This is a genomic window from Agrobacterium sp. 22-221-1, assembly GCF_053522445.1.
Genome location: NZ_JBNWCL010000010.1, coordinates 108,150 through 125,209, shown reverse-complemented (window position 1 = coordinate 125,209; position 17,060 = coordinate 108,150). Strand labels below are relative to the sequence as shown.

16 protein-coding genes are annotated in these 17,060 nt (G+C 60.2%); 7 read left to right on the top strand and 9 right to left on the bottom strand.

Going from position 1 to position 17,060, the window contains the following annotated elements; genetic code table 11:
• Positions 1-21: 21 nt before the first annotated feature.
• Positions 22-813 (bottom strand): ComF family protein, encoded by a 792-nt coding sequence (locus tag ACQZ5N_RS16675; RefSeq protein ID WP_020809607.1) that lies wholly within the window; start codon positions 811-813, stop codon positions 22-24.
• A 143-nt stretch (positions 814-956) separates the two neighbouring features.
• On the opposite strand from ACQZ5N_RS16675, the gene ACQZ5N_RS16670 reads away from it, so the two are divergent.
• Positions 957-1,838 carry a methyltransferase domain-containing protein gene (locus ACQZ5N_RS16670; protein ID WP_448733537.1) on the top strand — a complete coding sequence of 294 codons (882 nt, stop codon included), beginning with the start codon at positions 957-959 and terminating at the stop codon, positions 1,836-1,838.
• A gap of 4 nt (positions 1,839-1,842) precedes the next feature.
• Here ACQZ5N_RS16670 and ACQZ5N_RS16665 read toward each other — a convergent pair whose 3' ends face one another.
• The 6 genes from ACQZ5N_RS16665 to ACQZ5N_RS16640 form a co-directional block, all read right to left on the bottom strand.
• Entirely contained in the window at positions 1,843-2,070 is a 228-nt protein-coding gene (locus tag ACQZ5N_RS16665) for a Flp family type IVb pilin (protein WP_448733536.1), read from the bottom strand.
• Between the two features lie 70 nt (positions 2,071-2,140).
• Entirely contained in the window at positions 2,141-2,455 is a 315-nt protein-coding gene (locus tag ACQZ5N_RS16660) for a hypothetical protein (RefSeq protein ID WP_448733535.1), read from the bottom strand.
• A gap of 173 nt (positions 2,456-2,628) precedes the next feature.
• On the bottom strand, positions 2,629-3,042 hold the full coding sequence (gene mutT, locus ACQZ5N_RS16655; RefSeq protein ID WP_003522547.1) for an 8-oxo-dGTP diphosphatase MutT: 414 nt from the start codon (positions 3,040-3,042) through the stop codon (positions 2,629-2,631).
• Complete coding sequence (locus tag ACQZ5N_RS16650) at positions 3,039-3,815, bottom strand: GNAT family N-acetyltransferase (RefSeq protein WP_448733534.1); 777 nt, start codon at positions 3,813-3,815, stop codon at positions 3,039-3,041. Before ACQZ5N_RS16650 ends, mutT begins: the two co-directional genes overlap by 4 nt.
• 18 nt (positions 3,816-3,833) lie before the next feature.
• Positions 3,834-5,075, bottom strand: a complete 1,242-nt coding sequence (gene argJ, locus ACQZ5N_RS16645; protein WP_448733533.1) for a bifunctional glutamate N-acetyltransferase/amino-acid acetyltransferase ArgJ — start codon at positions 5,073-5,075, stop codon at positions 3,834-3,836.
• An 85-nt stretch (positions 5,076-5,160) separates the two neighbouring features.
• The gene (locus ACQZ5N_RS16640) at positions 5,161-6,024 is read right to left on the bottom strand and encodes a peptidylprolyl isomerase (protein ID WP_035237262.1); all 864 of its coding nucleotides are present in this window, start codon (positions 6,022-6,024) and stop codon (positions 5,161-5,163) included.
• Between the two features lie 242 nt (positions 6,025-6,266).
• Between ACQZ5N_RS16640 and secA the strand changes: the two genes are divergently transcribed.
• The 5 genes from secA (at position 6,267) to ACQZ5N_RS16615 (ending at position 14,050) form a co-directional block, all read left to right on the top strand.
• On the top strand, positions 6,267-8,984 hold the full coding sequence (secA, locus tag ACQZ5N_RS16635) for a preprotein translocase subunit SecA (protein ID WP_448733532.1): 2,718 nt from the start codon (positions 6,267-6,269) through the stop codon (positions 8,982-8,984).
• A 135-nt stretch (positions 8,985-9,119) separates the two neighbouring features.
• On the top strand, positions 9,120-10,013 hold the full coding sequence (locus ACQZ5N_RS16630) for a DMT family transporter (RefSeq protein ID WP_448733531.1): 894 nt from the start codon (positions 9,120-9,122) through the stop codon (positions 10,011-10,013).
• Between the two features lie 81 nt (positions 10,014-10,094).
• The gene (mdoC, locus tag ACQZ5N_RS16625) at positions 10,095-11,297 is read left to right on the top strand and encodes a glucans biosynthesis protein MdoC (RefSeq protein ID WP_448733530.1); all 1,203 of its coding nucleotides are present in this window, start codon (positions 10,095-10,097) and stop codon (positions 11,295-11,297) included.
• A gap of 57 nt (positions 11,298-11,354) precedes the next feature.
• Complete coding sequence (gene uppV, locus ACQZ5N_RS16620; protein WP_448733529.1) at positions 11,355-12,770, top strand: Wzx-type polysaccharide biosynthesis protein UppV; 1,416 nt, start codon at positions 11,355-11,357, stop codon at positions 12,768-12,770.
• An 8-nt stretch (positions 12,771-12,778) separates the two neighbouring features.
• Positions 12,779-14,050: a GNAT family N-acetyltransferase gene (locus tag ACQZ5N_RS16615; RefSeq protein ID WP_059753593.1), complete on the top strand. Its 1,272-nt coding sequence runs from the start codon at positions 12,779-12,781 to the stop codon at positions 14,048-14,050.
• A gap of 54 nt (positions 14,051-14,104) precedes the next feature.
• Here the strand turns inward: ACQZ5N_RS16615 and uppQ are convergent, their stop codons facing one another.
• Entirely contained in the window at positions 14,105-14,740 is a 636-nt protein-coding gene (gene uppQ, locus ACQZ5N_RS16610) for a polysaccharide biosynthesis GNAT family N-acetyltransferase UppQ (protein WP_080819305.1), read from the bottom strand.
• Between the two features lie 481 nt (positions 14,741-15,221).
• Here uppQ and ACQZ5N_RS16605 point away from each other — a divergent pair, with 481 nt between their 5' ends.
• Positions 15,222-15,827: an FCD domain-containing protein gene (locus ACQZ5N_RS16605; RefSeq protein WP_448733528.1), complete on the top strand. Its 606-nt coding sequence runs from the start codon at positions 15,222-15,224 to the stop codon at positions 15,825-15,827.
• Between the two features lie 150 nt (positions 15,828-15,977).
• On the opposite strand, the gene ACQZ5N_RS16600 is transcribed toward ACQZ5N_RS16605, so the two are convergent.
• On the bottom strand, positions 15,978-17,060 hold the full coding sequence (locus tag ACQZ5N_RS16600) for an ABC transporter ATP-binding protein (protein WP_448733527.1): 1,083 nt from the start codon (positions 17,058-17,060) through the stop codon (positions 15,978-15,980).

The following is a 17,060-nucleotide window of genomic DNA, read 5'->3' as shown; positions in this document are numbered from 1 at the left end:
TAAAGTCATGTCATTCAGGTTTCATATAGGCCCGGAAATGGCCATTGCAAAGGTCAAAACCGTCACATCCGCGGCACCGGCCCTGCGCAGGGCGCGGCTCGCCGCACCCACCGTCGCGCCGGTGGTATAGACGTCGTCCACCAGCACCACGCGCCTGCCATGGACATCGGTTTCCCGGCCGGGTGCGAGCGCGAAAGCACCGCGCACATTGTCCCGCCGGGCAAGCGCGGAAAGCCCCACCTGCCGCTCTGTCGGCTTCACGCGCAGTAGCGTGCCGGCAAGCAAGGGCTTGCCGGACGCCCTGGCCAGATGCCGCGCCAGCTCGGCGGATTGATTGAAGCGGCGCCGCAGGAAGCGGTTGCGATGCAATGGAACGGGCACGATGCAATCGCAGGCATCCACAGTTCCGTCACTTGCCCTCAGCATCCACAGCGCCATCAGGCGGGCGAGATCGGTCCGATCCTGATATTTCAGCCGGTGCACCAGCTTGCGGGCGGTTCCCTCATGGCTTGCGACGGCGCGCAGCCGGTCAAAAGGCGGCGGTTCGGCAATCGCCTGCGCGCTCACGAACCCGTCTCCGTGATCCCGCGCGAAGGGAATGCCCAGAACCTCGCAAAAAGGGCGGTCGATAAAGGCCACATCCCGCCAGCAATCCGCGCATAAGGCGCCCTCGCCGCCGGTCATGCGGGTGCAGCCCGCGCAGGTTGGCGGGTAGACCATACGGAAGACCGCACGCCACATGTCTCCCGCCGCCGCCGGCACGGCCGCAGACTTTGACAGCAAACCCGAAAACAGACTTTCACCAGCACCCATGAGGTTGACTTTACCGCCGAACGGGTGCCTTTGCGAGAGCGATAGTTCCCTCCCGACACCGGGAAAACGATGCCCCAGGCGGCATGAGACCAACGATACGGCCCGCCGATCCCGAAGGCGTTTGAGGCCGAGCAGGCAAGACGATGGATATTCTCTTTGACCAGGCCCTGATCGAACAAAACCGTCGCCGGGCGTGGAACCGGCGCGACGACAAGGCCCTGTTTCTTCTCGATATGGCGGCCGAAGAGCTGGCCGACAGGCTTGCCATCGTCGAGCGCCAGTTCGAGACCGCAATCGAACTTCACGGCGGCACCGGCGTCACCGCCCGGCGCCTGGCGGAAACCGGCAAGGTGGATACCATTCGCCGTATCGAAACCGAGAGCTGTTTTGCGACGGATGCGAATATTCCCGAAGCCGCTTCCATGGAGCATCTGCCGCTCGAGGAGGCCTCCGCCAACCTCATCGTTTCACCGCTTGCCCTGCATCTGACCAACGATACGCCCGGCGCGCTGATCCAGATCCGCCGGGCATTGAAACCGGACGGCCTGTTTCTCGGCGCCATTCCCGGCAACGGCACCCTGCAGGAACTGCGCGACGTGCTGCTGACCGCCGAGGCGGAGCTGACCGGAGGCGCCAGCCCGCGTGTCATTCCCTTCGCCGATGTACGCGATGTCGGTGCGCTTTTGCAGCGCGCCGGCTTTGCGCTCCCCGTGACCGATGCGGAAAGCTACACCGTGCGTTACGATTCGATTTTCCCGCTGATGCGCGACCTGCGCGCCATGGGCATGGCCAATCCGCTGGCAAGCCGCAGCAGAAAACCGCTCAACCGCGCCTTTTTCCTGCGCGCGGCGGAGCTTTACGCCGAGCGATACTCCGACCCTGACGGGCGGATAAGGGCGACATTTTCCATCATCTATGTATCAGGCTGGGCGCCGCATGAAAGCCAGCAGAAGCCGCTGAAACCCGGCTCCGCCAAGGTGCGGCTTGCCGACGCCTTAAAGACAACCGAGGTGAAGCTGTCCTGAGCGATCAGCCAAAAGGCTTCAACTCGACCAAAGTGTCTACGATGAACTGAAACACGGCATTGATATTGCTGCTGATGCTGCCTGCGCCAGCGATGAGGGCGGCGGAAATCAGCCCGACAATCAAGCCGTATTCAACCGCTGTGGCACCGTCTTCGCTTTTGCAAAAATTGATAAAAAAATGCAGCACAGGATATTCCCCATCCGCCATCCGGTGCGTTGCGACAACCGGCATCTGCCCTGTTGAAATCAACTCTATCCTAGGTCGGCGATGTGAGGAATCCGTTACCTTTGATGGTAAACGATCAGCAACCGCTCTCGTTGCTATAACCCGTGACCACGCAGGGCATTTCCGGCATCGGCTGGGTGATGCTGCGACGGATGGAATAGGTCTTGCCCACATCGGTCTTCTTGATGGAGCCGGTGCTGATCATGTCGTAATTATCGGGAAACTGCGCCACCCGCGTGGAGGATTTTCCGGCAAGCATGGGAGTGACGATGAGCGTGAGCGCGATAACCGCCGTGCCGAAAAGCAGCGCCACATTGAGCACGCCGGTGCGACGGGATTTGTCGGAATACAAGTGACGACCTTCCACCGTCTTCCAGAAATCCTCGTTCATGACCAACCTCGTCTCGCGCAGTTTACCGCTTCTTTAGCTTAACAATCTGCCAGAGGGTGCTGAACGATCTCTTAACACAGCCCCGTTTTGGCACGGCAAAGCGCTGCAAACGGGGCATTTTCACGAAGCTGTGACGGGATAATACGCGAGGACCTCGGGGGGGCTTCCCGATTTTATAGCAGATCCTGCAGGAAGGGGATGAGCGGCTCATCGGCCGGCGGCATGGGGTAATCGCGCAGGGCCTGCGGCTTCACCCATTTAATCGCCTGCCCTTCCCGGCCATGCGCAATGCCCTCATAACGGCGGCACACGTAAAGCGGCATCAGGAGGTGAAAGGTCTCATAGGTGTGGCTGGCAAATGTCAGCGGTGCGAGGCAGGCGACCTTGGTTTTGATGCCCAGCTCCTCGTCCAGTTCGCGGACAAGGGTTTCCTCCGGCGTCTCGCCATGCTCCACCTTGCCGCCGGGAAATTCCCACAGGCCCGCAAGCGACTTGCCTTCGGGACGCTGCGCCAGAAGGATGCGGCCATCCTGATCGAGAAGGGCGCAGGCGGCGACCAGCAGGATTTTTTTGCCTGCCTCACTCATTCGCCGGTTCCCTTGCGCCAGTAGCGATAACGATAGGCCTCGGAGAAGCCGAATTTTTGATAAAGGGCGATCGCCGGCGCATTGGTGGAAACCACCTGCAGCCAGGCGGTTTTTGCGCCGCTGATTCTCGCCCAGCGCAGTGCCGACGACAAAATCTGCGTGCCGAGGCCCTTTTTACGCTGTGACTTTTCGACATCGAGGGAGATGATGCCGGCAAGGTCGTTATCCTGCACGCAAATCACGGTCGCGAGCGGGTTGCCTTCCACTTCCTCATTGATGAAGAGGCCGAGCGCCGGCTTGATGGAGCTGACGATTTCCGCAATCGCCGGACGGAGCGCCGGGTCGCTATCGCTGACCTTGATACTCGCCTCGACAAAACGGCCGATATCGTGGCTCGGCAGGCTGACCAGCGTTTCGGGCAGCTCCATGCCGGAGAGATCGGCCGTCATGACCATCACCTCTTCGAACACGGACCAGCCGTCATTCGCCAGAAAATCCCTGAGCTGCGGCGGCATCAGCGTCGTTTCGCGCACCACCAGCGGTCGGCCGAAATCTTCGAAACGCTTGCGCGCCTTTTCCAGCCGCACCGCGCTGTTTCCGTAATCGGACGGATCGAGCGGCACCACGCAATTGATGCGCTTGGAGGGGTGCGAGCCCGTCAGGCGGATTTGCCAGCTGCCGTCATAAATCACCGACGAGGCAGGCCATGCCCGGAAGCTGACGGCTTCCAGACGGCGAACCAGCGGCAGATTGACGGCTTTATTGTCCTGCATTCTCTTCGGCTCCAACGGTCAGCTCCGATAGTCGCCGTTGATCGCAACATATTCTTTCGTCAGGTCACAGGTCCAGACGGTGGCAGTGCCCTGACCGAGACCGATATCCACCTTCACCGGAATGTCTTCGAGACGCATCACCGCGCTGGTTTCCGCCTCCGAATAATCCGGGTCGCGCTCGCCGTTGACGGCCACGCGCACGCCGCCGAACCAGATGGCGAGGCGGTCGCGGTCGGCCATTTCGCCGGACTTGCCGACAGCCATGACGACGCGACCCCAATTGGCGTCTTCGCCGGCAACCGCGGTCTTCACCAGCGGCGAATTGGCGATCGAAAGGGCAATCTTCTTGGCGGCGGCATCGTTTTCCGCGCCCGTTACGGTGACTTCCACCATCTTGCGCGCGCCTTCGCCGTCACGAACCACCTGCAGGGCGAGGTCCTTGAGGAGATCGTTCAGCGCGGTGCGGAAGCCGGCAAGGCGCTCGTCATCGGCGCTCGTTACCTTCACCTGGCCGTCTTCAGCGGCAGCACCTGTCGCAAACAGCATCAACGTATCGGAGGTGGAAGTGTCGCTATCGACCGTCACGGAATTGAATGTCGGGCCAACACCGGCAGACAGCAGCGACTGCAAGGCGGCGGGCTCGATATCCGCATCCGTCACCACGAAAGAGAGCATCGTTGCCATGTCGGGCGCAATCATGCCAGCACCCTTGGAAATGCCGTTGATCGTCACGATCACGCCGCCGATCTCGGCGGTGCGGGTCGAAACCTTGGGATAGGTGTCGGTCGTCATGATCGCCTTGGCGGCTTCCTGCCAGAAATCGGCTTCCGCCCTGACATTCATGTCGCCGAGAACGCCGGCAAATTTCGAGGCATCCAGCGGCTCACCGATCACACCTGTCGATGCCAGGAACACCTCGCCCTCGGAGCAGCCAACGGCAGCGGCGGCGGATTTCGCCGTCAGTTCGGTCGCCACCTTGCCCTTGACACCGGTAAAGGCGTTGGCGTTGCCGGAATTGACCACCACGGCACGCGCTGCGCCGCCGCCGAGATTGGCGCGGCAGAAATCGACCGGGGCGGAAGGGCATTTCGATTTGGTGAAGACACCGGCGACGCTTGCCGGCTTGTCGAACACCATCAGCAGAACGTCGGTGCGGTTCTTGTACTTGATGCCGGCGGCGGCCGTCGCCATGCGAACACCGCGGAGCGCAGGCATGTCGGGATAGGATTTCGGAGCGAGCGGGGAAACGGCAACGGACATGGGAAGCGCCTGAAATTCTGGAAAAGGGGTCTGGAATGCCTGAGATGAAACGGGGCGGCCCATAGCCGCCCCGTAACATTTGTTTTTACTGCTGCGGCTGAGCCTGCTGTTCCTTCGTGGCTTCGTCGTAGCCCTTCTTCAGCGTCTCATCCATGATTTCGATCTTCTGGTCGGCCTTTGCCTTCTCGATGAGGGCAACGTACTTGTCACGCATGACAAGCTGACGAACCTGCGGCTCGACCTGCTCGAAAGCCGGCGGCGGCGCGATGCGCTTGTCTTCCAGCTTGATGACGTGGAAGCCGAACTGGGTCTTCACCGGAGCCTTGGTATAGGCGCCCTTTTCGAGGCCGAAAGCGGCTTCTTCGAATTCCGGCACCATGCGGCCCTTGCCGAACCAGCCGAGATCGCCGCCGTCATCCTTGTTGGAATCGGTCGACTTTTCCTTGGCGAGCGCGGCGAAATCCTTGCCCGAATCAAGCTGCTTGATGATGTCCTTGGCTTCGTCCTCGCTGGCGACGAGAATATGCGCGGCCTTGATTTCCTCTTCCTGCGGCAGGGCTGCGACTTCCTTGTCGTAGCGGGCCTTTACTTCGTCAGCGGTAACGGCATCGACCACGTGCTTGCGGAAATAGGCGTTGTGCAGCTCACGGTCCTGGATGAATTCCATGCGCTTCTTGAAATCTTCAGTCTTTTCCAGACCTTCGGCGCTGGCGTTCTTCACCAGAAGCTTGACGTCGATCGCGCCGGAAAGGGCTGCAACCTTCTTCTGCTCATCGGGAAGCTGCGCGAGCTGCGGGTCGAGGTTGCTCATGGCGAGGTCGAGTTCGGACTGGTGGATTTCCAGATCGCCGACCTTGGCGACAACCTTGTCTTCCTGTGCGAAAGCCGGAAGCTGGAGGCCGAGCGTGGCCACAATCACCGCAGCCGCAATTTTATTATAGCGCAACATTTTGAACCTTTCGGGGACAATGCCGGCTCCAGACATGGTTTCCGGCTCTGAAAAAACTTCCAAACACCGGATTGTGGCCATTCTGTAACGGGCAGAACCGTTGACATCATTTGCCCCCCCTCTTATCTGTCACGCAACCTCGCGTCCAGATACGTTGAAGGGCGAAGTCCGTCATTTATGCTGAAATCGGCGTGACGGAGAAAAGCGCCCGGCAAAACGGAATTTCAGAAAGGGCCAGTAAGATGGTCAGTCTCGGCGGAATAGCCCGCAAGTTGTTCGGTTCGGCAAATGACCGCCGCGTCCGCTCCTATAAAAGCAAGATCGCAGCCATCAATGCGCTGGAAGAAGCCACCAAGGCGCTCTCCAATGAGGCGCTGGCGGCCAAGACCGCCGAGTTCCGCCAGCAGCTTGCCGATGGCAAGACGCTGGACGACCTGCTGATCCCGGCTTTCGCCGTCGCCCGTGAAGCGTCGCGCCGCGTTCTCCATATGCGCCCCTTCGACGTGCAGCTGACCGGCGGCATGATTCTGCATGGCGGCGCCATCGCCGAAATGAAGACCGGTGAAGGCAAGACCCTGGTGGCGACGCTTGCGGTCTACCTCAACGCCCTTGCCGGCAAGGGCGTGCATGTCGTCACCGTCAACGACTATCTCGCCAAGCGCGACGCGGCTACGATGAGCAGGCTCTATGGCTTCCTCGGCCTGACGACCGGCGTGATCGTTCACGGGCTGGACGACGACCAGCGCCGCGAGGCCTATGCCTGCGACATCACCTACGCGACGAATAACGAACTTGGCTTCGACTATCTGCGCGACAACATGAAATATGACCGCGCCCAGATGGTTCAGCGCGGCCACAACTACGCGATCGTCGACGAAGTCGACTCGATCCTGGTCGACGAGGCGCGCACGCCGCTCATCATTTCCGGCCCGCTGGACGACCGTTCCGACCTTTACAACACCATCGACGCCTTCATTCCGCTGTTGACGCCGGAAGATTACGAAATCGATGAAAAGCAGCGCTCGGCCAACTTCTCCGAAGACGGCACCGAAAAGCTCGAGAACCTGCTGCGGCAGGCGGGCCTCCTGAAGGGCGAATCGCTTTACGACGTCGAAAACGTCGCCATCGTCCATCACATCAACAATGCGCTGAAGGCCCACAAGCTCTTCACCCGCGACAAGGACTATATCGTCCGTAACGACGAAATCGTCATCATCGACGAGTTCACCGGCCGCATGATGCCGGGCCGCCGTTATTCCGAAGGTCAGCATCAGGCTCTCGAAGCCAAGGAAAAGGTGCAGATCCAGCCGGAAAACCAGACGCTTTCCTCCGTCACCTTCCAGAATTATTTCCGCATGTACGAAAAGCTGGCCGGCATGACCGGTACGGCTGCGACGGAAGCGGAAGAATTCGGCAACATCTACGGCCTCGACGTCATCGAAGTGCCGACCAACCTGCCGATCCAGCGTATCGACGAGGACGACGAGGTTTACCGCACCGGCGAGGAGAAGTTCCAGGCGATCATCACCGAGATCAAGGCGGCACATGAACGCGGCCAGCCGGTTCTGGTAGGCACGACCTCCATCGAAAAATCCGAGCTTCTGGCGCATCTCCTGCGTCAGTCCGGCTTCTCCGATTTCCAGGTCCTGAACGCCCGTTACCACGAGCAGGAAGCCTATATCGTTTCGCAGGCCGGCGTTCCGGGTGCGGTTACCATCGCCACCAACATGGCCGGCCGCGGCACCGACATCCAGCTCGGCGGCAACATCGACATGCGGCTTGAGCGCGAGCTCGAAGGCATGGAGCCGGGTCCCGAGCTTGATGCGAAGGAAGAGGCAATCCGCGCCGAGATCAAGGTTCTGAAGGAAAAGGCGCTCGCCGCCGGCGGTCTTTACGTCATCGCTACCGAACGCCACGAAAGCCGACGCATCGACAACCAGCTGCGCGGCCGTTCCGGTCGTCAGGGCGACCCGGGCCGTTCGAAATTCTACCTCTCGCTTCAGGATGACCTGATGCGCATCTTCGGTTCCGAGCGCATGGACTCGATGCTGCAGAAGCTCGGCCTGAAGGAAGGCGAGGCAATCGTCCATCCGTGGATCAACAAGGCGCTGGAACGCGCCCAGAAGAAGGTCGAAGCCCGCAACTTCGAGACCCGCAAGAACCTTCTGAAATATGACGACGTGCTGAACGATCAGCGCAAGGTGATCTTCGAGCAGCGTCTCGAGCTGATGGAAGCCGACAATATCGGCGAAACCGCAGCCGATATGCGCCATGAAGTGATCGAAACGCTCGTCACCAAGCATATTCCGGAAAATGCCTATGCCGAACAGTGGGATATTGCAGGCCTGAAGGCCGGCATCGCCCAGTTCCTCAACCTCGACCTGCCGGTGGAGGAATGGGCCAAGGAAGAAGGCATCGCCGAGGACGATATTCTTCAGCGCGTCACCGAGGCCGCCGACAAATACGCCGCCGAGCGCGCGGAACGTTTCGGCCCCGAGATCATGACCTATGTGGAACGCTCGGTCATTCTCCAGACGATCGACCATCTGTGGCGCGAACATATCGTCAACCTCGACCATCTCCGCTCGGTCGTCGGTTTCCGCGGTTATGCCCAGCGCGACCCGCTGCAGGAATACAAGGCGGAAGCCTTCGAACTGTTCCAGGCGCTGCTCGCCAATCTGCGCGAGGCCGTTACCGCCCAGCTGATGCGCGTGGAACTGGTGCAGCAGGAACCGCAGCAGCCGGAACTGCCGGAAATGACGGCGCATCATCTCGACCCCAATACGGGCGAAGACGAAATGGCGCAGGGCCAGCAGGCCGCACCCGCCGCCTTCGTGCCGGCCGAGGATCGCGATCCGGAAAACCCCGCCACCTGGGGTCGCATCGGCCGCAACGAAATGTGCCCCTGCGGCTCCGGCAAGAAATACAAGCACTGCCACGGCGTTTACGAACAGGCCTGAGGCAGTTCCTGACAGACAAACGAAATCGCCCGCACCTTCGGTTGCGGGCGATTTTCGTTACACCTCTCGATCGCTGTTGACGGATATCGGCAATTTCCAATATGGGAGCCGGATCGTCTTCCGGAAAACGCTTTCATGTCCCCTCGCGACTTTGCCGCCTATGTTTTTCTCGCACTCGCGTGGGGAATGTCCTTCCTGCTGCTTTTGCACGTCGTCGAGGCCTTCGGCTGGATCGGTGCGGTCACGCTCCGCTCGCTGGTCACCGCCATTACCCTGTTTCTGATCGCGATTGCGGCGCGCCGAAAGCTTGCATTTTCCGCGAGCTGGCGCGCCTTCGCAGTCGTCGGCGCAACAACGGTCGCGGGACAGTTGATCGGCCTCTCCTATGCGACGCCGCTGGTCGGCACCGCCATGGCCGCCATTCTGGTGGCCACCATCCCGCTTTTTTCCATGCTCATCGCGCAGGTCTGGGGTATCGAGCGCCTGACGCGTCAGGGCATTGCCGGTCTCGTCATCGGTCTTGCCGGCATCGTCCTGCTTGTCGGCTTTCCCGCCGTTCCCGTTACAACCGGTTTCATCATCGGCTGCGCCGCCGCTGTCGCCGCGTGCATCTGCGCGGCCTATGGCAGCAATTTTGCCAGCCGCCACCTGAAGGGCGTGGGTTCCTGGGAAATCACCATAGGCTCATTCCTGACAGGCGGCCTGATGACCCTGCCGCTTCTCTTCGCGGTCCCATTGCCGAGAACACCGAATCTCATCGATTACGGTTATCTTCTGGTACAGGCGGTTGTCATGAGCGGCCTCACCTACATCACCTATTTCAAGCTTGTCTCCTCGATCGGCGCAACCAGGGCGATCAGCGTGGAATTCGCCGTGACCGTCGTGGCGGTCCTCGTCGGCGCGCTGGTGCTGGATGAGCCGCTTTCGCTTCCCCAGCTTTTCGGCGCCGGCATCATCATTCTGGGCTGTGCGCTGGTCCTCGATCTCATGCCCGGAAAAAAGGCTCCGCCCACACCGTCCGGAGCGTGAAGGGTTTATTAGCGTTTTCCACCAATAGTCGTGCTGGTCATTGCTGATCACACGGGATCGCGCTTGCGGCGCGAGGGAAAAATGCAACCGGGCAAATCTGACTACGAGCATTACTGGGACCCGCTAAGGGCGCTCCTCATGCTGCTTGGCATTCCCTATCACGCCTCCCTCCTCTACAGCCATGCCCTGCCATGGGACATCAAGGATTTCGACACCAGCACGCTTCTGAGCGCGCTGGGTGCTGCGCTCTCCACCTTCCGCATGCCGGCATTCTTTCTGGTGGCCGGCTATTTCTCCACCATGGTCATCGGCAAGAAGGGCAAGATGCGCTGGCTGAGGCAGCGTTTCCTGCGCCTCGTCGTGCCCTTCATCGTCGCCATTCTTCTGCTCGGGCCGTTGCAGCTTTTCCTGCTGCAACTGGCCGGCGTCGCCAAAGGCACTATCCCGGCCGACCGGCTGCTTGAGAGCCCGCCCGGCCTGCTGCGCCCGAGCGAACAGTGGATCATGCATCTATGGTTCCTGCCGGCCCTTGTCTTCTATTCGATCCTGCTTGCCGGCCTGCTGTTTCTCGCGGAACGTCCGCCAGTGGCATATATCAGAGACTGGTTAGGCAGCCTGCGGCAGCGGCATACCACCCTGTTTTTCGCGGCACTCTGCACCCTGCCTGTTTTGTGGGAATTGATGATCTACGGATCCGGCCTGCTTGCGGCAAAAAGCGGAAGCGGCCTCTTTCTTCTCTATGAACGCGCTTCCGATCCCTATGCGCGTTACCTGCCATTCTTCCTCATCGGCGCGCTGCTGCACCGTGACCGCGCCCTCTTTCACCGCTTTCGCCAGACGGGCCTTCTCACAGGCGTCATCGCGGCGGGCACCATCGCGACGGCGGTGACCCTGCGCCTGCAATATCCCTTTTCGAATTCGGCCCTGCTGGTGCTGGTGTCGGCAATTGCGGCGGTGGCGGCAAGCCGTCTGTTGATAGACCTCGCCTGCCGTTATTTCGACAGGCCGAACCGGCTTGCCAGACGCATGACGGATGCGTCCTTCACCATCTACCTGTTTCACCATCCGCTGATCTACGCCTTCGGAACGCTGTTCATCCTCATTGCGCTGCCGCCGATCGTGGAATTTACCATCATCGTTGCGGCCACCACGGCGGCGGCCTATATGCTGCATCAGGCGATACGCCTCAGCCCGCTCGCCCTTTTCCTGTTCAACGGCATTCGCAAGCCACGCGTGGCGGACGATATTGGCACACAGGCCGGCGCGTCCCAAACCCTTCGTTAAGGATGAAGCGCGTATGATCGGCTCGCCTATTCAACTGGAAATGATGGCGTGTGGATCATGGCTATCCTCAACACGGCGGAAAAAGCCTTACCCGCAGGCCTGCGCGCGAAGCTTTCGCCGCTGGTAGCGAAAGTTGCCGTTGTTCTTTCCGGCGGGGATGAGGTCTCCCGCGCGCAGCGCATGGCGCTGGTTGCGTTTGCGGTGCGTATCGTCAGCGCCGGTATCGCCTTCATTTCCCAGATCATTCTTGCCCGCCTGATGGGCGAATTCGAATATGGTCTGTTCGCCTTTGTCTGGGTTCTGGTGATCCTGTTCGGCAATCTTTCCTGTCTCGGTTTTCACACCACCGTCATCCGCTTTTTACCCGGCTATCGTCTGGAAGATGCCCATGACAAGATCATGGGGCTGACCTCGACGGCGCGGGTCTTCGCCATGCTTTCGGCCAGCGCGCTTGCGATTTTCGGTTTCGTTTTCCTGTATTTCTTCGGCGAGAGCATCGCCTCCTATTATCTCATTCCCGTTTCGCTGGCGCTTTTCACCCTGCCGATGGTGGCGCTGGGCGATGTGCTGAACGGCACCGCGCGCGCCAATGGCTGGGCGGTCTCCGCACTCAGCCCCACCTATATCGTTCGCCCGGTGCTGATCCTGCTGTTCATGCTGGTGGCAATCGGTCTCGGCGCGGAAAAAACCGCAACGACGGCCATGCTGACGGCCCTTCTTGCCACCTATGTCACCACGCTTTTCCATTTCGCCTTCATGGATCGCCGGCTCAATCGGCATTTCCGCAGCACGGCCCGCAGGGTGCATTTCCGCCACTGGATAAGGTTCGCCTTCCCGATGTTCCTGATCGACGGCATCGGTTTTTTGATGACCAATTCCGATGTGGTGATCGTCGGGCTTTATCTGCCGCCGGATCAGGTGGGCATCTATTTTGCCGCGGCAAAGACCATCGTGCTGATGCAATTCGTGTTTTTCTCGGTGCAGGCGGCCGCCGCCCCGCGCCTGGCCGCCCTCATGTCGGCCAATGACCGGCAGGGGCTCGCCGGTTTCGCCAGCCAGGCCGCGCGCTGGGCCTTCTGGCCGTCGCTCGCCGTCGGCAGCGTGGTGCTTCTGGCCGGCCCGTTCCTGCTGTCGCTGTTCGGTCCCGGCTTCGTTCAGGGTTATGAGCTGATGTTCTTCCTTTTTGCCGGTTTCCTCGCCAAGGCGCTGATCGGCCCGGGGGAAACATTGCTGAACATGGCCGGCAAACAAAAATTGTGCGTCGTCCTTTATATTATTATCTTCGGTTGCAACATTGCACTCAACATGGCGCTCATTCCGGTCTATGGTCTGGCAGGGGCCGCGGCAGCGGTGGCGATAGCCATGTGCATAGAAGCTGTGCTATTGCATATTGCCATTCGCCGCACACTCGGGATCGTCCTTTTTGCCTTCAACGATCCCCGGGCGGGTCAAAACACTGGGAAGGCGGTGTAACGATAAGCATGTCCAGCGATCCAAAGAATCCGGATTTTCAGGACCCGCGCATCGCGGCACTGATGGCGTCTGCGGAGCGTGACCGCCCCGTGGCCGACAGCAGCCGACGCGTGGGCCGCGATGGCCGGGAATTCTGCATCTATCCGGGTCAGCTCGGTTATGACATGCAGGAAGAACTCGACTTTCTGTCCAACCGCGTCATGGAGGCGAATGTCTTCTTCACCGGAAGGCTTCTCGCGCCCGCCATGCCGCGCATCGAGGACAAGTCCGTGCGCTTCGCCCTCATTCGCGATGAGAATGGCGCCAGAAGCCGCATGCGCTTCCTGATGCCCTTCACCGTGGAAAAGCCGGGCTTTTCCATCGGTCCCTCCATCATTCGCGTCTGGGCCAATCCATTCGGGCCGCTCGGCACGCCGCTGGTCGACACCGAAGGCGCTGCCGAAACCCTCGACAATCTTTTCGATGCGCTTTCCGACAGCAACATGCGTCTGCCGAATGTTCTGGTTCTGCCGGATGTTCGGCTGGAAGGGCCGTTTGCCCGCATGTTCAAAGCCATCGCGCTCAGCCGCAACCTGCCGGTGACGACGACGGGCAATTATTACCGGCCGATGCTGGAAAGCCTTCTGGATGGCAAGGCCTATCTGCGAAACGCCCTTGCGCCGCACCATTTGCGCGAAATGAACAGGCAGTGGCGTCAGCTCGAAAAACTTGGGCCCCTCTCCTATACCGTTACCCGCCAGCCAGCGGACGTACGTTACCGCATGGAGGAGTTTCTGGCGCTGGAGGCGAGCGGCTGGAAAGGCCGCAAGCGCACCGCGCTGGTCAACGACCGTTATCGCGCCGCCTTCGCCCGCGAGGCGATCACCAATCTGGCCGAAGCGGATGCGGTGCGTATCCATACCATCGATCTCAATGGCAGCGCCATCGCCTCCATGGTCGTTTTCATCACGGCGGGCGAGGCCTATACGTGGAAGACCGCTTTCGACGAGAGCTATGCGCAATTTTCTCCCGGCAAGCTGCTGGTGCAGAAATTGACCGACTGGCATCTGGATGACGCCAATATTCTGCGCAGCGACAGCTGCGCCGTGCCCGATCATCCGATCATGAGCCGCTTCTGGCAGGAGCGTCAGGAAATGGGCACGCTGGTCGTCGGGCTTGCCCAGAACAGCGACCGGGACGTGCGGCAGGTTTCCACGCAGGTGGACATGTACCGCAACACCCGCAACCTCGCCCGCAGCCTGCGGCAGAAGATCCTGTCCTTCGGACGCAAGGGCAATTGATCCGAAGGGCGCCGGTGGCGCCCTTCGAAGTTTCCGACACGGACAAAGCCTGCTTCAGCGCGAGGCCGTCCGGATCATCTTGCACAATTGCGTCAGCGCCGCATCGTATCCGCCGCCCAGAATATCGACACAACGGCGGGCGAGCTTGATCTGCTCGGTCCGCGACATATCGTTATAGGCTTGCAGGGCATTGCGCATCGCGCCGGGAGATACCGTGCCCGACCCGCCAGGATTGGTGGTGCTGCCGCCGGGATTTCCGGGCGTGCCGGTCGAACCGGAGCCGCCGATACCGACGCCGACGCCGAGACCGACACCGCTCGAGCCGCCCACATTGGCTCCGACATTGGCATTGATGCCGTCCGAACCGCCAACGGAAGCGTTCACGCCCGCATTGACGCCACTGGAACCGCCGACGGATGCATTGACATCCGCATTGACCCCATTGCTGCCGCCAACCGATGCGTTGACATCCGCACCCAGCCCGCCGCCGCTCCGACCGCCGACATCCGCACTGGCGTTAACGCCACTGCTGCCGCCAACGGAGGCATCGACCCCGAGCCCGCCGCTGCCATTGTCGCCAACACTGGCGTTAACCCCATTCTCGCCACCGATCCCGATATCCAGCGCATGGGCGTTGATCGGCAGGATCAGGCAGGCGGACAGTAATAAATTGCGAGAAAAAGCCCTCATAATTTCCTCCCTATGAGTTTGGCCATTCCCGCCCCGCGTGGAAACTCCACGTTGACATCATAATTCAATTAGTAATTGCGTATATTCTAATTTATTAGAGGTGCCTAATATTACCCTAATGCCGCAACTGCAGGTGTCGCGATCCGGCACAGCCGCACTCCGCAATATTTTGATCGGTGGACCGGCAAAGACGGAAAACCGCGCGCGCAAACACGCGCAATTCAAAAGGATTAGTCAGCTTTGGGGTTGCACGCATGGCCTTGACCATGATAGACGCCGTGGCATTACCACCGTTGCCCCAATGGCGGAATTGGTAGACGCGCCGCACTCAAAAAGAGGTTTGCCTACCCTATCCACAGAAATTTCTCCGCCAATTTACGTCATATTTTCAGTGGCTTACTAATAAGGCCCGAAATCGCCTGATGAACGCGAAATGCGGCTAGGTGTAGGATAGGAGCGGAACGGGAGCGGAAAGACGGCGTTGTTTGACGGCAGGCGGCAACGTAACTTGAACTGGTGCGACCCTTCACGATCAGCAAAGCTCTTGCCGCCTAGAAAGTCGCTATTGACCCTACCTTCGCCTGCCTCCCTTGAATGCCGTCAGAGCCTTTGTCGCAAATGTCTCGGGGGGACGATATTCTATCCTGATGTCAAATTCGTTGGCGGCACATTTCAGTTCCGCGAACTACTGGAATCGGAAGGTCTTCGCCGGCTTGCCGAAGGCCTTTCTCCGGCCTGGATCAACGATATGCTGCAGGCGCATGCCGATATCATCGAGCTTGTCAGAGGGTTCGGGCAGTCCTCGGATTTCGTTGCGCCGGTTCGCGAACTCGAGGAACGCTTTCATGGCAGCTTCGTGGCCGCTCTCGACAACGAGCAAATCACCGCCAATTATCAACGTGTTAGTCAGAAGATGTATCTTCTCAGACTCCTCAACCCCGACGCCGTCAACACCGTCAACACGATACGGACAACGGAAGAACATGTGGACGTCGTCGTGGCGCTGAAAGATAGGAACGTGGATCGCGCCATCGAGGCGCTGCACCGCCATTTGAAGAATGTCCCCCACCGTCCTCTTACCCGCTGACCTAACAGAACTGATGTAGGCATTTGAAAAGCCGGATTATCCTCCTGCGGGCGAAAACAAACTGTTGAGGCACTCCAACAGGCGCGCTGCTTTCTCGAAGCGAATGCTGCTGTTGCCGCGGCGACAGCTCATTGTCGCGTGTTTTTTCCGTTACCTGACGCGCCGGCCCTTGTCGTCGAAGACGAAGCTACGCCCGGGGGGATAGGCAATCCTTATCCGGTCACCGTTGGTGGGCTGCAGGTCGCCCTGGCTTTCAATGGTAATGCTCTGCCCTCCCGCCAATCGACAGTAGATGTAGCAGGTGCCGCCAAGATACTCGGTGAACTCCACCACGGCTGGAATCCCGTTTTCCGCATCTTCCGAGATCATTATGTGTTCGGGCCGGATGCCGACAGTGACAGGGGCCTGTTCCGCGAGACCGGCATGAAGTGACGGCAACGGCAGAAATGCCTCGCCGATGCGAATGCCGCCTTGCCCACATTGCCCTTCCAGCAGGTTCATGCGGGGCGAGCCGATGAATCCGGCCACGAACGTATTGGCCGGGTCCTCGTACACCTGCCGCGGCGTACCGACCTGCTCGATCCGGCCGTCCCGCAGGATGACGATGCGGTCGGCAAGCGTCATGGCTTCCGTCTGGTCATGCGTCACATAGATCATCGTGTTGCCCAGGCTCCGGTGTAGCCGGGCAACCTCGATCCGCATCGAGACGCGCAGTTCCGCGTCCAGATTGGAGAGGGGTTCGTCGAATAGAAAGACGTCAGGCTTGCGCACAATGGCCCTGCCGATCGCCACGCGCTGCCGCTGTCCCCCCGAAAGCTGGCCTGGCCGCCGGTCCAGAAGATGCTCGATCTTGAGAATTGCGGAAGCGTGAGCGACGCGAGCCTGTATTTCCGCTGCATCCGTTCGCGACATCTTCAAACCGAACGCGAGGTTGTCGCGAACGGTCATGTGCGGATAGAGCGCATAGGACTGGAAAACCATGGCGATGCCGCGGTCCGAAGGATCGAGATCCGTGACGTCCCGCCCCTTGATGGAGATTTCACCGTCGGTGACCTCCTCCAGTCCCGCGATCATGCGTAGCAGCGTAGACTTCCCGCATCCGGACGGACCGACAAAGACGACGAACTCGCCCTCTTCGATCGTCAGGTCGACGCCGTGAATGACAGCAAGGCTGCCGTAGCTCTTGCGCACATCTGCCAGCCTCAGGCTTTTGCTGCATGCTTGGTTCGTCAT